Source organism: Bartonella sp. MM73XJBT (assembly GCF_028618465.1).
GTDB lineage: Bacteria > Pseudomonadota > Alphaproteobacteria > Rhizobiales > Rhizobiaceae > Bartonella.
Map to the genome: position 1 here is coordinate 33,830 of NZ_JAQISY010000002.1, position 14,944 is coordinate 48,773.

Below are 14,944 nucleotides of genomic sequence, written 5' to 3' on the forward strand. Positions count from 1 at the left end.
ATCAAGAAAAGGTTAGGGACGAATGATTCGATCCATTGTGCGTGGTGTAGGAAGTGCCTTGCCTCAAGACAGCTTATCAAATGATGAGATTGCAAAATTTGTTGAAACATCAGATGCATGGATTGTTCAGCGTACGGGAATACGCCAACGTTATCTTGCCAATGAAAATGAAACAACTGTTTCTTTAGGAGTTGAAGCTGCGCAAGCAGCACTTCTTAATGCTGGTTTAACAATAAAAGACATTGATTGTATTATTTTAGCGACTTCAACCCCGAATCGTACCTTTCCTGCTTCGGCTGTTGAAATTCAGCATGCCTTGGGAATGCGCCATGGATTTGCTTTTGATATTCAAGCTGTTTGCTCCGGTTTTATTTTTGCTTTAACAACAGGAGATGCTTATTTACGCTGTGGTGCTGCCAAAAGAATTTTAGTTATCGGATCTGACACATTTTCTCGAATTTTAGATTGGAAAGATCGCACGACATGTGTTTTATTCGGTGATGGTGCAGGTGCTGCTATTTTGGAAGCATACAAATGTGAGGAGGGGAGTGCTTTTGATCATGGCATATTGTCTACGAGATTACGCTCTGATGGTGCGTATATGGATAAGCTGTATGTTGACGGTGGTCCTTCAACAACACAAACAACAGGTTATTTGCGCATGGAAGGACGAGAAGTTTTTAAATATGCAGTTGGTATGATAACGGATGTAGTTGATGACTGTTTTGCGGCGGCTGGTGTGGATGCTTCACAATTAGATTGGTTTGTACCTCATCAAGCCAATAAGCGTATTATTGAAGCATCAGCTAAAAAATTGGGAATTGCCATAGATAAAGTGGTGATTACTGTTGATCAACACGGTAATACATCCGCAGCATCGGTGCCACTGGCTTTAAAAACAGCGGTTGATGATGGAAGAATTAAAAAAGGAGATCTCATCATGTTAGAAGCTATGGGAGGTGGGTTTACATGGGGAGCAATTCTTATTCGTTGGTAGATTATAGTCGCTTGACCATATTTGAATAAAACGTATAAGTCACTTTTTAATTTTTAATATTTGAAATAGGTGGTTATAATGACAAGTAAGACAGTAACGCGTGCAGATTTAGCGAGCGTAGTTTGTAGAAGGGTGGGCTTGTCACACACTGAATCAGCAGCTTTGGTTGAATTGGTTCTAGATGAAATTTGCAATTCATTGGTAAGAGGTGAGGCAGTTAAATTATCTTCTTTTGCAACCTTTCAAGTTCGCAGTAAAAATGAGCGCGTTGGACGCAATCCCAAAACTGGTATTGAAGCTCCTATCTCTCCGCGACGTGTGGTGACATTTAAGGCCGCAAATGTACTTAAACAAAGAATTCTTGATTCGCACCGCGCAAGACAACCAAGCAAAAAATGATATCGCATAACTAAATGCTATTACAATATTTAATATTTGTTAAAAAAACTGTATAAAATCGTGTGTTGCATTTTTGTTTTAAAAAGGTTTTTTAGTTTAAATGTCATCAAGTGTGGTCCTATTTTTGACTAATCTTGTTGAGAGATTAAGAATTGATTGAGTCTTTCGTGAAATCATTCGTAATATTTTAGATAAGGTGTTGCAAAATGGATAAGAGCTCCGATGCTTTTCGCACAATTAGCGAAGTGGCTGAGTTGTTGGAGCTTCCTCAGCATGTGTTAAGATTCTGGGAAACACGTTTTAGGCAGATTAAACCAATGAAACGTGGCGGGGGAAGGCGGTATTACCGTCCAGCTGATGTTGATTTGCTCAATGGTATTAAACAGTTACTCTATGATCAGGGTTATACGATAAAAGGTGTACAGCGCCTTTTAAAGGAAAATGGTGTTGCTTTTGTTACTGCATTTGGTAATGGAAATCTTGATGCTATGAGTATTGTAATAGAAAAAAAACATGCGGGACAAGCTTTTGAAACTGTCAACAATAAGCCTAAAAAGTCTGCTTTTGGGCTTTTAAGTTTTATGAAGAATGAAGGCGAAGCATCGATAGGTTCTGTTAATGCATATAAAGATAAGACTGATAAAGCGTTATTGCAAGAAACACTGTTTGAGTTGATTGAATGCAAACGCGTGCTTGATAGAGCACGATAACAACGCTTCTCTCTCTTTATAATTTTTTTCTATATTCTAGTGTTGTTTAGGCGTTTATTAAACGGCGCAAGTCTGGTGGTGTTGCTTCATCTGTGAGTTGCTTCATCGCTTCTTCTATAGATAAAAGAGTTTGTTCTGTACTTCCTAAGCGACGCATGTTGACGCTATTCATTTCAGATTCGCGTTTTCCACAAACCAAAATCACAGGAACTTTTTGTAAAGAATGTTCACGTATTTTATAGTTAATTTTTTCATTACGAAGGTCTGATGTTGCAGAAAGTCCAACAGCTTTAAGTTTTGCTGTTATTTTTTGTGCATATTCATTTGCTTCTGATGTAATTGTTGCCACAACGACTTGTTCAGGTGCAAGCCACAGAGGTATATGTCCAGCAAAATTTTCGATTAATATACCAAGAAAACGTTCCATTGAGCCAAAAATAGCACGATGAATCATAACAGGTTGATGCTTTTCTGAATCTTTATCAATATAAAATGCTCCAAAACGTTCAGGAAGATTAAAGTCTATTTGTGTTGTGCCACATTGCCATTCACGACCGATAGCGTCCTTTAATGTATATTCAAATTTTGGACCGTAAAATGCACCTTCGCCTGGTAAGATGCTTGTTTTGATTTGTCCCGCAAATTTTGTTTCAATTGTTTGAAGAACGGATTTCATGATACTCTCCGCATGATCCCACAATGCGTCAGAACCAACCCGTTTTTCGGGGCGTGTAGAAAGCTTAAGGCTGATTTCTTTAAAACCAAAATCAGCATAAGTTGATAAAATTAAATCATTAATACTCAGGCATTCCTCAGCGAGTTGCTCATCTGTACAAAAAATATGCGCATCATCTTGTGTAAAGCTGCGTACACGCATAAGTCCATGGAGAGAGCCAGAAGGTTCATAACGATGAACAACACCAAATTCAGCCAGTCTGATAGGCAAATCGCGGTAAGACTTTAAACCATGTTTAAAAATTTGTACGTGACCAGGACAATTCATTGGTTTGAGAGCGTAAATATATTCATTATCCCAATCCTCAGCGGCTGGAATCACTTTGAACATATTTTCTTTATACCATCCCCAATGACCAGATATTTCCCAAAGTGATCTATCGAGAACTTGTGGTGCATTAACTTCAGCATATTGATGATCATCAAGACGTCTTCGCATATAGTTGATCAAATTCTGGAACATTTTCCAGCCTTTTTTGTGCCAAAAAATCATGCCTGGTCCTTCTTCTTGAAAATGAAATAAGTCCATTTCACGTCCCAAGCGGCGATGATCGCGTTTTTCAGCTTCTTCTAGCATGTGGAGGTAGGCTTTTAAGTCATTTTCGTTGGCAAATGCCGTGCCATAAATTCTTGTTAGCATTGGGTTATTGGCATCTCCACGCCAATAAGCACCTGCAACTTTCATCAATTTGAAGGCATTGCCAATTTGTCCGGTAGATTGCATGTGTGGTCCACGGCAAAGATCAAACCAATCACCTTGATAATAGATTTTTAAATCTTGATTTGCGGGAATGCTATCGATAAGCTCAACTTTATAGAGTTCGCCTTTTTCAGAAAAAATCTCGTGCGCTTTTTCACGAGACCAAATTTCTTTTCTAAAAGGTTTATTCCGTTGGATAATTTCACGCATTTTCTTTTCAATAACGGTGAGATCCTCCAATGTAAAAGGTTGTTGGCGTGCAAAATCATAATAAAAACCATTTTCAATAACAGGACCAATAGTCACTTGTGTTTCAGGAAAAAGCTCTTGTACTGCTTCAGCTAAAACATGTGCACAATCATGACGTATGAGTTCAAGAGCACGGGGATCTTCTCGAGTAATAATTTCTATTTGACCAGTTTGTTCTAGTGAATCCGATAGATCTCGAGTGATGCCATTAAGGCTATAGGCGACTGCTTTTTTTGCAAGTGATTTAGAAATGGATTCTGCCAATTCTAGACCTGTCATTTTGGCGGGATAATTACGTTTTGAACCATCAGGAAAAGAAAGAGAAACAGAGCAAGACATAAAATACCCCTTTAAGCCAATTCCGCTAACGATTGCGGATGGTTTTGTAAAAAAATAGTTATCATTTATTAAAATCTATAGCCTATTTTTTATCAATACGTATAAAAAAAGAAAAGAATTATTTATTGTGTTTTTTATAAATTTTCCAGTAACGCCAAGGTTTATAAAAACAATAAGGACTTTCAAGAGAGGTAGGGACTGGATCAAATCCATGGGTTCCAAATGGACCACAACGTATAATACGAAAAAGCCCCATCCACGCACCAACCCATAGCCCATGGCGTGCGATTGCTTCATACGTATATTCTGAACAGGTTGGTGCGTGACGACACTGATTTCCTATGAGACTGGAAAGTGTTATTTGATAGAAACGTATCAAGAAAATACCCAATAATCGCCCCGGTGTTTTCTTCCAAGGGCCCGTATAATTTCGCTTTTGTTTCCTTTTTTGTTGAGGCTGTGATTTAAGCATTTATTTTTCTTCAATTTGTTTAATACAATCCACAATAGCATCAAAGGGAAGCATTGTTGAGGCATGACGTACTTTATAGTCTTTAAGAGGCTGTAAACAAGAAAAGGCTTCAAAGGGAGCTTGTGGAGGAGGACCATCTTGGGTTAACATCTGACAAATAATTTGATGTAACATTTTCAGATTTTGCGTTGTTTGTCCTATGATATGAGATGCTAAAAGCGAAGCTGAAGCTTGTCCTAACACACATGCATGCACTTCGTGGGCAAAATCGGTAACGATATCATTTGCTACTTTTAAGTCTACAGTGATTGTTGAACCGCAAAGGCGTGTACACTTTTTTGACGTTGCATCCGGATTGTAAAGACGCCCAATTCTACTTATATGTGCAGCATGTTCAAGTATTTCATCATTATAGATATTGTCAATCATGCGCTATTACCAAAATGTTTGAGAGTCGTGATTGTTTAAGCTTTTCATTCGCTTATATAGAGATTATACAAAATGAAATAGATAGTTAGCAAATGTTTTGTGTAAGGCAAGCTTGGAGTTTTTAAATGCATAATGTTGTTAAAAGAGGTACGAGAGAGCTATTTTTATCCGAAGAGAAGCGTCCAAGCTTTGAAGAGGTAGAAGAAGCGATTCGTACATTGCTCTTGTGGATAGGAGAAAATCCAAATCGAGAAGGACTTTTAGATACTCCAAGACGTGTAGCTAAAGCGTATCGCGAACTTTTTATGGGTTATAGCAAATCGGTTGAAGAAATTTTAGATACCGTTTTTGAAGAGGTTTCAGGATACAATGATGCAATAGTCGTGAAGAACATCCCTTTTTATTCGCATTGTGAGCACCATATGATCCCAATTGTTGGAAAAGCTCATATCGGTTATCTTCCTGATAAAAAAGTTGTTGGACTTTCAAAAATTGCGCGTGTTGTAGATATTTTTTCTCGTCGTTTACAGACTCAAGAATCTATGACAGCTCAAATAACTGATGCTTTAGCGCTGCATCTGCAGCCTCATGGTGTTGCGGTATTGATTGAGGCGGAGCACATGTGCATGGCCATGCGAGGAATTCAAAAGCAAGGGGCAACAACGATTACAACATGTTTTCGTGGTTGTTATGAAAATGATCAAGCTATACAGGCGAACTTTATGATGATGGTGCAAAGATCACAGTAAAGCCTACATTCTCATGATTTATATTGGCTTATAAACTGTTTGAGTAAAATAAATTATGGGAAAGCGAAAATAGGCTTGTACCTTGCTTTGTGATTTGTTAAAGCCAGAAAACTAAAATATTTTTCTTCACCATGTGCGGTCGTGGCGGAATTGGTAGACGCGCAGCGTTGAGGTCGCTGTGGGGCAACCCGTGGAAGTTCGAGTCTTCTCGACCGCACCACTTATAGATTTTCTACAATATCATTAGGTATCGTCGTTTATCTTGTTTTCTTGCTAACTAATTGTTTTTATTGATTTTTTATTCCATTATTTATATTTTCTATACGATTTTGATATCTAATGATATGCGCACAAAAGTGCAATTCGAAAGGTGATTCAAAAGGTAATTAAAAAAACAAGAACACGTGATAGATTATCTGCATTATCTGTAAAAAACTTGCCCTAAAGACAAATAATACTGATGGGACTAGGCTATGACTTATAATAATAGCACCATTTAAGTTGTCTGTGTCGGGGGTGAGTTTTTTTTTAATATTTAACAAGGGGACTCTTGTGTATTTTGACAGTGTGACTGTTGAAGCAGAACAAGCAGAACTTCTCTCCATCAAAATTACCCAATATGTACAGATAATCTTCACAAAAAGCTATGCTAAAATAGAGGAAAGCTTTATAAACCATCAATGCACCTCTGTATTATCAACGTGAAACCATGCAATGTAGTGGGGTTTTCTTTTTGTATCATTTTAGTGTATCCTTAGTAATGGTTTTATTTCAGATTGATAAAAAATTTGTGTTTTTCTGCAAAATTTGAAATGTTAAATCTTTTAAAGAGGACAGAGTGGTGTTAGTGAGAGACGCAGTATTTTTAAAGTATTTAGCATTTTTTATTTGCATATCTTTATTAACAGCATGTAGCGATTCACGTGCTGTGCTTTGGCATGGGGTACATGCAACGCCCTCTATGGTTGCAGTACAACGAGAAGTTGAAGGCAGAGTAATTACTCCCAAAGCTATTATTCCGGTGTATGTTGCAACAAGTCGTATGATGCAAAATAGCTATTCTCAACCTTATGGATCAGAGCGGTCAAATAAAGTACACTACAATCGTGTTGACGTAGGAATCCCTCAAAAACATATGAAGGGGCTTGTTGAAATAAATTCTTATAAACCTACACACGATAAGTATTTTGCAGCAGTGGCATTACAAAAATACGATAACAAAGAACAATTTAAACAGCAATTAAATGCTGCTTTAGCAAAAAAGCCAAAAGGAAAAAGAGAAATTTTTCTTTTTATTCATGGTTATAATAACAATTTTGCGGATGGTACATTTCGTACTGCTCAGTTTACATATGATTATTCTTTAAATGTTGTCACTGTACATTATTCGTGGCCTTCTGCTGGATCAGTCCCTCTTTATATCTATGACCGTGATAGCGCCAATTTTGCTCGTGATGGACTCATAGAGCTTTTAACACTCATTAGCGAAACCAATGCAGATCAAATTTCTGTTATTGCACATTCTATGGGCAATTTCGTTATCATGGAAGCGTTTAGAACTTTAGCATTACAGGGAAAATATAAACCTATTCGTCGTATTACAAGTTTTTTAATGGCAGCGCCAGACATTGATATTGATGTGTTCGAACGCCAGCTTAATGATATTAAAAAATTGCCTCAACCAACCGCTATTTTGGTATCTCGTGCGGATAAAGCACTCGCTGTTTCAGGGCGTCTTACTGGTGGTCATCATCGTGTAGGAGATGGTTCAGATATTGAGATGTTGCGTAAAAATGGTATAGCTGTTCTTGACTTTTCTCATGTTGATGGTGGAGCGCACAATGTTTTCGCGTCTTCGCCGACATTGATGGCGCTTTCTCGAGAAGGGTCTTTGGCTTCAACAATTATGCAGGGTACAGAGTTGTCACCAAGTCAAGCACTTCTTGCTGATAGTAGTAGTGTATTGGAGAAAACAACACATCTTATCTTTTATACACCTGTACGCTTATTATCTCCATTAACTCCACATATGGGTGGGCAAAGAATGGGGAGGCGCTAAAGATAAATGAATTGCGAATAAGTTTTTTAGCACTTTCTTTAGAATGGTTTTATAAAATAAAAAATGAATAGCGGGATGAATGTAAACACTAGTCATGAGGTGCGTGGTGATGGTGGCACGAAAGCGCTATGTTAATACGCCTACACTCGTTGATTATTTATCTCATTCCGCAGTGAAGTTATTAGATATTCATGCCATGCTTTTGAAGGTGAGAGAAGGTCATATGGGGGAAAAACCAAATTTATTACGTCAAATTGATTCCACAAAAAAACAGTTGGATGAGATAAGCCATGCTCTCATTTTAGAATATCGAAAACGCCAAGAAAATGAGCGCTTTTTAAAACAAATTTTGCTATCAATTTCTGATCAGCTTTTTGCGCTTAATAGTGGTTTCAAGGAAACTGGACGCCTTTTCTTTCAAGAGATGAGAATGTTGCAATCTCAAATGCAATGTTTTTATGAGGGGCAGGAAAAGCAGCATTTATTAAATAGCCAAGAATCGTTTTGTTCTCCATCAAAAATTGATGAAGTGATTCAGCAGTTACAAAAAGCACGAAAAAAACTCATTGTTGAAAGCCCTCATCTTTTTGAGAAAGAATATTCAAGCTCAGAAAAAAAGATTTTTTGAACAAAACATGTCAATATAACATGTTTTTAAGTTTATAGAAAACAATCCAATCAAAAAAGCATAGCTCTTTTAAGAAAAATAGCCGATTCTTACTCTAAATTTTTTATAATAAAATTTTCTGATTCCTTTAGTCATAAATTCATTGGATCGTTTGCTAGCACCTTGAATGTTTTTTTCAAAAGGGCTTAGAAGAGTCCAATTATGAGAAAAATAGGCAAAAAAGAACGCGTTAAGTGTATTGAAAAATTTTCTTCTCTTACTTTTATTTAGATATCCTTTACATTTAAAATGCTCATTACAGTGTAAGTTGTGGCAATAAAAGAGCGTGCTATTTCCAGAGAAAGTAAAAACAATGACAGATAGTTCTCCTATTGATATCTTTCAATCCATTCTATCACGGAAATCGATTCGCGCTTTTACTAACCAACCAGTTTTTCAGGAAACAATTGAAGAAATTTTAAAATTGGCGGCACGTGCACCATCTGGAACGAATCTTCAGCCATGGCAAGTCATTGTTCTTACAGGGGAAGTATTACAGAAGTTAGGAGAAGAACTTTCACGCTTGGTACTTTCCGGGATAGAAGGAGAGCGTGAATATCACTATTATCCACGTCAATGGCGTGAACCTTATCTTTCAAGGCGTCGAAAAATTGGCTTGGATCTTTATAAGAGCCTTGGAATTCAAAAAGGTGAGCAGGAAAAAATGCTTCACCAAAAAGCGCGTAATTTTTCATTTTTTGGGGCACCTGTAGGACTTTTATTTACAATGGATCATGATATGGAAATGGGAAGCTGGCTTGATTTGGGTATGTTTATGCAGACTCTTATGTTAGCGGCACGTGGATTTGGATTAGATACTTGTCCTCAAGCTGCTTTTGCTGATTATCATAAACAAATTCGTACATTTTTATCTGTTCCTCCTGAGCGGCATATTATCTGTGGTATGGCACTTGGCTATCGTGATACGAGTGCTCCAGAAAATAATTTTGAGACTGAACGCGAACCAATCGAGAACTTTGTACGTTTTGTTTAGTTGGAAGAGAAGATAAAGTGATAAAGATGAAAAATAATTTTTAGCTTTTTTACGGCTTTCAAAAGTATCTAAAGCCATGTCTTTTTGGTAATGGAGATGACGTATTGCTTCCTGCTTTTGTTTCTCATGTAAAACAAAACGCCATTGTGTTGCAAATTCATTGCGTTTTTTAAAGAGACATTTTTTCAATGTACACGGGGACTATCTTATGGTTGCTGTTTGTAAATGGTATCATGGTAAATCTCTTAAACACCATTATCTTTACGCTTATGAAGCAGTAAGCTAGTCTTATCCATATTTTTTGCTAGCTTCCGATGTAGTCCTATAGCTCTTGCATTTAAAGCGTTCATAAGGGGCGTTTTATTTCTTTTTACTACACGCTAACTCTGCTTTTGAGGTGCAAGCAAATGATTTTCATTGATACAATATATAAAAGATTTGAAATGAGAGAATCGTACAATTTTCGAGCATCTTATTTAATAGACAAAATGATGAATTATTGTTATAAATCAATTTATTATATAACTTTCTTCATAGAAATTATTTTTAATGTAAGTACGCGTAAATTTTAAAAAACTTCAGCATTATAAAAATATTTTAGTGGGAAGTTCTCATTCTTATGTAATTTTCATATTGCATCTTAACACTTATTTTACTACGCTTGAAACATTAAGAGAATGATTGTTGTAAAATCATTGTCTATTTTAAGGGGTATCTATGGAAAACGCTTTAGAAAGTAAGTGTTGGGTTGTAGCAAGAAGAGCAACATTCATATTTGTTGCTGTCATTTTTTTAGTTTATCTCGCAATTTGATTTTAAATAGGACAAATGCGATAAAAGGCATAATTTAAACTCTATGTAGTTTGGGGGGTGGGGTGTGTTTTTATCTGTTTTTGAGCTTTTTAAAATTGGTATTGGCCCTTCCAGTTCACATACGATGGGGCCAATGACAGCGGCTAATATGTTTTTGCAAGAGATTCTTGTGCGAAGTCTTTCTCGACCATTTGATGCTGCAGTTTCTCGTATACGTGTTTGTCTTTATGGTTCTTTGGCTTTTACAGGAATTGGTCATGCTACAGATAGAGCTATTATCTTAGGGCTTTTGGGAGAAAAAGCTTCAACTGTTGATCCTGATTCTATGGAAAATCTGTTAGAAAAGGTTACACGTGAAAAAGAGGTGCGGCCAGAAGGGCATCCTGTTTATCAGTTTAATTGGCAAGAAGATCTTATTTTTGAACGCACAAAAGTTCTCCCTGGACATACTAATGGTCTTGCCTTTGAAGGGCTTGATGCTCATGGAAATGTTCTCTTGCAGCAGATTTATTATTCTATCGGTGGTGGTTTTGTCGTAACTGAGGACGAGTTAAGCCATTTAAATGGTAATATGCAATCGGAAATATCTGAAGTGCCATATCCTTTTGATTCTGCCTGTAAAATGTTATCAATGGCAGAAAAATCAGGATTTTCAATTGCTGAAATGAAGCGTATAAACGAAGAGACGAGGATGGAGCGTTCTACTCTTAATAGTGGGCTTGATGACATTTTTTCAGCTATGACAAATTGTATTGATAGAGGTCTTTCACAAGAAGGTGAGTTGCCAGGTGGATTGCATGTTCTAAGACGTGCTAAAAAGTTGCACGAAACACTTTTGGAAAATCGAAAGAAAAATCGCAATGACCCACTTTGGGCAAATGATTGGCTTTCGGTATATGCCATAGCAGTGAATGAGGAAAATGCAGCTGGTGGTCGTGTTGTTACAGCACCGACGAATGGGGCAGCTGGTGTTGTCCCTGCAGTTTTGCGTTATTACCTTCAATTTTATGACGATTCAGATCGAGAAGGAATACATAATTTTTTATTGACTGCAGCAGCTATTGGTGGTGTCATCAAGCATAATGCTTCTATTTCTGGTGCAGAAGTGGGATGTCAAGGGGAAGTTGGTACGGCATCTTCAATGGCAGCAGCAGGATTAACAGCGGCATTGGGGGGAACGCCAGCTCAAATTGAAAATGCAGCCGAAATTGCACTTGAACATCATTTGGGAATGACCTGTGATCCCGTTGCAGGTCTTGTACAGGTTCCTTGTATTGAGCGCAACGCAATGGGGGCTGTTAAAGCTGTGACAGCTTCTTCTCTTGCTTTACATGGTAATGGGGAACATTTTGTTTCTCTTGATGCTTGTATAGAAACAATGCGCCAGACAGGTCATGACATGAGTGAACGTTATAAGGAAACGAGTAAAGCTGGACTTGCAGTCAATGCAATATCTTGTTAAGTGCACAATGGAGATTAAATCTTGGGGATATTGGGTCTTGTGAACTCTTTATAGAGTGTTCGCTTATGACGGTACAAGTTGATACCCCCTTTATATTTGTTAGCTTCCATAGTTTGCCAACTGTTTTTATATTAAGACGGTTAATAAGGAGGTGTATGAGTTTTTCTAAAATGTTTTTTATTAATTCGGTCTAGATAGGTTTGAAATAAGAGAGTTTTTGTATTCGGAGCTCCCATGTAGATTATAAAACGATAAATTATTTTTATAAAGATGTATTGTATAAGAACTCATAAACTAATTTTGCATTATTAAATTATCACTTTCATGCTATTATATTAAACAACTTAATATGCAAATATATTTTTCATTCACTATTCTTAATGGTCAGAGATATTTATTTGATTGTAGTACGAAAGGTAATATGACATGTATATAAAAAATTGCTAGAGTACAAGAGGTGTGAAGAGGTATGAGAGAATAGCGCTATTCTTGCGTTATACGATCTATGGATAACGGTAAAAATGGTAAAGAGGCATATAAAGAGTTATATTCTACAGTTATTTTGTATTTTGAAAAAATATGCGTTTAGGAGATAAATTAAAAGATTTTCTATAACATTTTCTGTTATGTTGTTACCCTAATCAATGTATAAAACAGAGCTCCCAATAGGATAACTTCTTTCTCATAAAAAAGTATCAAGAATAATTAAATCAAGTATTGGGTACTTTCTATTGGCTTTATAAAAATAATCTTATTGAAAAGCTAAGTACAAGCGTTGGGCAGGAATTTGTGAGCGCAACGTTTTACAGTTTGTAGGAACAGCGTATAAACTCCAGGCTTTTTAGGCAACGCACAGATATTATTATCAAGAAAATAATTTTTGAAAAATTACCTATGGAGTTTTTGTTGTACCCAAATGAATTTTAATAGGTACATTACCAGTTTGGCTTGCAACACGTAAATGAATACGTACAGGAGGCATTGTAAGACGACGGTTGCGCATTGTTTGGCAAATGAGAAGATTGACAAGAGACTGTGTGTCTAATGTTGCTGGAGTATATTTTAAAGCAGTGAGTCTTGTTACTGCATTGTGAAGAGAGCGTAATGAGAGGAAGGATGATTGCTTCAATAATTTTTCTTTTTTATTGGGTGAAGCAAGAGCATTATGTTTCATGATACTATCCTTAACGCGGAATCCAAAAACTTTTAGTAAGCTACAGTGTAGCAGTTAAAATTTGCTTTCTTTAATGTAGAACAAGCATCGAATGCTGCTTTTTTTGATTGAAATCCTACAAACCGTGCACGATAATAACGACGTCCGCTTTTTTCAAACAGTTGCATATGTGAAGATGTCGTTTTTAGAGCGGAATAGGCTATGTTTTTTGCTTTTTGAAGCAGAGTTTGTGCTTGTTCTTGACTTGGAAGTGAACCAATTTGTACAGCCCATCCAGCATTTTGGGATAAAGAAGCTGTAATAATTTTAGTCTCAACGGATATCATTTTCTGAGGATTAGGAGTTGGTATAATCGCTTGGTTTACTGCGGCTATTGCCGTATTGGAATTTTTAGGTTGTTCAGCAAACGCAGTCAACATCGTAGAAATTTCGTCATCGAGATTGGTTGGTTCTGCTTTAATGGAGGGAATAGGAATATTAGCACCAGAGGGCAAGTTATAGTGTACAGAAGCCATCAAATGTCCGTTATTTTTCATCTTGCTGGCTTGTGGCAAATATTGGTTTAATAAGCTGGCCATGTGTTTATCACGTGCGATAGAAGATTTACCCCCCATAACGACAGCAACGATAGAGCGCCCTTCAAGGTGCATCGAAGATGCTAAATTAGAACCTGACATTTGTGTGTATCCTGTCTTAATTCCATCAACACCTTTCATTGTTTTAACGAGCCTATTGTGGCTATTAATGGTATGCCCACGGAAAGTAAAACTTTTTGTTTTGAACAATTTATACTGTTGTGGAAAATGTTTGCGTAGGGCTAGTGATAGGGTTGCCATATCTCGTGCCGTGGAATAATTGCGCACATCTGGGAGTCCTGAAGCATTTGTAAAATTCGTATGAGTCATACCTAGTTTTTTGGCTTTAGCTGTCATCATCCGAGCGAATTTTTTTTCACTGCCACCGAGATATTCGGCAATGGCAGTGGCAACATCATTTGCTGATTTTGTAATAAGAGCTTTTGCTGCTTCTTCGGCAGAAATTGTTTGACCTGCTTTAAAGCCGATTTTTGTTGGTGGGCGCGTTGCTGCGTAAGCTGAGATGGGGATTGGTGTATTGGGCGTCACACGACGCATATGCATAGCTTCAAAAAGCATGTACAATGTCATTATTTTTGTTAAAGAAGCAGGGTAACGCTTTAGCGTTGAATTGGCTTGAAATAAGGTTTTTCCTGTATTCGCATCTATAACGATAGCAGCATATTTATCAGGATAAGCTTCTTGAGGAGTAGCTAATGCCCAAGAGTAAGAAAAGGCTAAAATAATAAAAGCAATTGCTATTTTTTTATAGCACCAGGCAACTTTTTGGCAGTTAATATACACTTGCAGTATCCTATTTCTCCATTATTTACGCTAAAAAAATTTGTAAAGCCCCTTTTTGCAGCTTTTTGATGCAATTTAGATGAATGGTATTACTAATTTATTTACAGAAAATATTTTGGGAATTTTCATATTTGACTTAAATCTTATAATAACAAAGGAAAGTTTGCTTCTTTACACAAACAAGTATTACAATAGTTATGAAAAAACTTAAAATTAAAAAACTATGCTCCATAGGAAACAATAATGGCACAAAAGCTGATAATGAACTCTATAGCGCGTATTATACAGAATGAAAAAGGCAAGAATTGGGACGAAAACAGACAGGATGCTATTATCTTGCCAAAGATGAGAACAAAACTCCAAAAACCTAAGTTATATCATGTGTTCTTACTTAATGATGATTATACCCCTATGAATTTTGTTGTTTTTATTTTAGAATTTTTTTTTCAAAAAAATTTCAAAGAAGCAACGCGTATTATGTTAAATGTTCATCAGAATGGGGTAGGCGAATGTGGAATTTATAGTTATGAAGTTGCTGAAATGAAGATAGTACAAGTTAGGGAGTGTGCCCGTCAAAATGAGCACCCATTACAATGTGTAATGGAATGGAGGTAAGG

Annotated in this window: 14 protein-coding genes and 1 tRNA gene; 10 read left to right on the plus strand and 5 right to left on the minus strand. The window is 36.7% G+C overall.

Features of this window, described 5'->3' with window-relative positions; genetic code table 11:
* Window positions 1-22: 22 nt before the first annotated feature.
* The 3 genes from PVV69_RS00890 (at window position 23) to PVV69_RS00900 (ending at window position 2,106) form a co-directional block, all read left to right on the plus strand.
* Window positions 23-997 carry a beta-ketoacyl-ACP synthase III gene (locus PVV69_RS00890; RefSeq protein WP_273756097.1) on the plus strand — a complete coding sequence of 325 codons (975 nt, stop codon included), beginning with the start codon at window positions 23-25 and terminating at the stop codon, window positions 995-997.
* 78 nt (window positions 998-1,075) lie between these two features.
* On the plus strand, window positions 1,076-1,396 hold the full coding sequence (locus PVV69_RS00895) for an integration host factor subunit alpha (RefSeq protein ID WP_273756098.1): 321 nt from the start codon (window positions 1,076-1,078) through the stop codon (window positions 1,394-1,396).
* A 206-nt stretch (window positions 1,397-1,602) separates the two neighbouring features.
* A complete protein-coding gene (locus PVV69_RS00900; RefSeq protein WP_273720718.1) occupies window positions 1,603-2,106 on the plus strand; it encodes a MerR family transcriptional regulator in 504 nt (167 codons plus the stop codon).
* A 46-nt stretch (window positions 2,107-2,152) separates the two neighbouring features.
* Here the strand turns inward: PVV69_RS00900 and thrS are convergent, their stop codons facing one another.
* From thrS to PVV69_RS00915, 3 genes are all read right to left on the minus strand, one after another.
* Window positions 2,153-4,129, minus strand: coding sequence for a threonine--tRNA ligase (thrS, locus tag PVV69_RS00905; RefSeq protein WP_273756099.1), 1,977 nt, complete (start codon window positions 4,127-4,129; stop codon window positions 2,153-2,155).
* A gap of 118 nt (window positions 4,130-4,247) precedes the next feature.
* Window positions 4,248-4,601, minus strand: coding sequence for a membrane protein insertion efficiency factor YidD (yidD, locus tag PVV69_RS00910; protein ID WP_273756100.1), 354 nt, complete (start codon window positions 4,599-4,601; stop codon window positions 4,248-4,250).
* The gene (locus PVV69_RS00915) at window positions 4,602-5,030 is read right to left on the minus strand and encodes an iron-sulfur cluster assembly scaffold protein (protein ID WP_273756101.1); all 429 of its coding nucleotides are present in this window, start codon (window positions 5,028-5,030) and stop codon (window positions 4,602-4,604) included.
* A gap of 125 nt (window positions 5,031-5,155) precedes the next feature.
* On the opposite strand from PVV69_RS00915, the gene folE reads away from it, so the two are divergent.
* The 6 genes from folE (at window position 5,156) to PVV69_RS00945 (ending at window position 11,774) form a co-directional block, all read left to right on the plus strand.
* Window positions 5,156-5,779, plus strand: a complete 624-nt coding sequence (folE, locus tag PVV69_RS00920) for a GTP cyclohydrolase I FolE (protein ID WP_273756102.1) — start codon at window positions 5,156-5,158, stop codon at window positions 5,777-5,779.
* A gap of 135 nt (window positions 5,780-5,914) precedes the next feature.
* Window positions 5,915-5,999: transfer RNA gene (locus PVV69_RS00925), tRNA-Leu, on the plus strand.
* A gap of 627 nt (window positions 6,000-6,626) precedes the next feature.
* The gene (locus PVV69_RS00930; RefSeq protein WP_273756177.1) at window positions 6,627-7,838 is read left to right on the plus strand and encodes an alpha/beta hydrolase; all 1,212 of its coding nucleotides are present in this window, start codon (window positions 6,627-6,629) and stop codon (window positions 7,836-7,838) included.
* A gap of 109 nt (window positions 7,839-7,947) precedes the next feature.
* Window positions 7,948-8,466: a hypothetical protein gene (locus PVV69_RS00935; RefSeq protein WP_273720723.1), complete on the plus strand. Its 519-nt coding sequence runs from the start codon at window positions 7,948-7,950 to the stop codon at window positions 8,464-8,466.
* Window positions 8,467-8,818: 352 nt separating this feature from the next.
* Window positions 8,819-9,499: a nitroreductase gene (locus PVV69_RS00940; RefSeq protein WP_273720724.1), complete on the plus strand. Its 681-nt coding sequence runs from the start codon at window positions 8,819-8,821 to the stop codon at window positions 9,497-9,499.
* An 877-nt stretch (window positions 9,500-10,376) separates the two neighbouring features.
* Complete coding sequence (locus PVV69_RS00945) at window positions 10,377-11,774, plus strand: L-serine ammonia-lyase (RefSeq protein WP_273756103.1); 1,398 nt, start codon at window positions 10,377-10,379, stop codon at window positions 11,772-11,774.
* Window positions 11,775-12,666: 892 nt separating this feature from the next.
* On the opposite strand, the gene PVV69_RS00950 is transcribed toward PVV69_RS00945, so the two are convergent.
* Complete coding sequence (locus PVV69_RS00950; RefSeq protein WP_273720316.1) at window positions 12,667-12,948, minus strand: hypothetical protein; 282 nt, start codon at window positions 12,946-12,948, stop codon at window positions 12,667-12,669.
* 32 nt (window positions 12,949-12,980) lie between these two features.
* Window positions 12,981-14,327 (minus strand): D-alanyl-D-alanine carboxypeptidase, encoded by a 1,347-nt coding sequence (locus PVV69_RS00955; RefSeq protein WP_273756104.1) that lies wholly within the window; start codon window positions 14,325-14,327, stop codon window positions 12,981-12,983.
* 243 nt (window positions 14,328-14,570) lie between these two features.
* Here PVV69_RS00955 and clpS point away from each other — a divergent pair, with 243 nt between their 5' ends.
* Window positions 14,571-14,942, plus strand: coding sequence for an ATP-dependent Clp protease adapter ClpS (gene clpS / locus PVV69_RS00960; RefSeq protein ID WP_273756105.1), 372 nt, complete (start codon window positions 14,571-14,573; stop codon window positions 14,940-14,942).
* The last annotated feature ends 2 nt before the right edge of the window (window positions 14,943-14,944 follow it).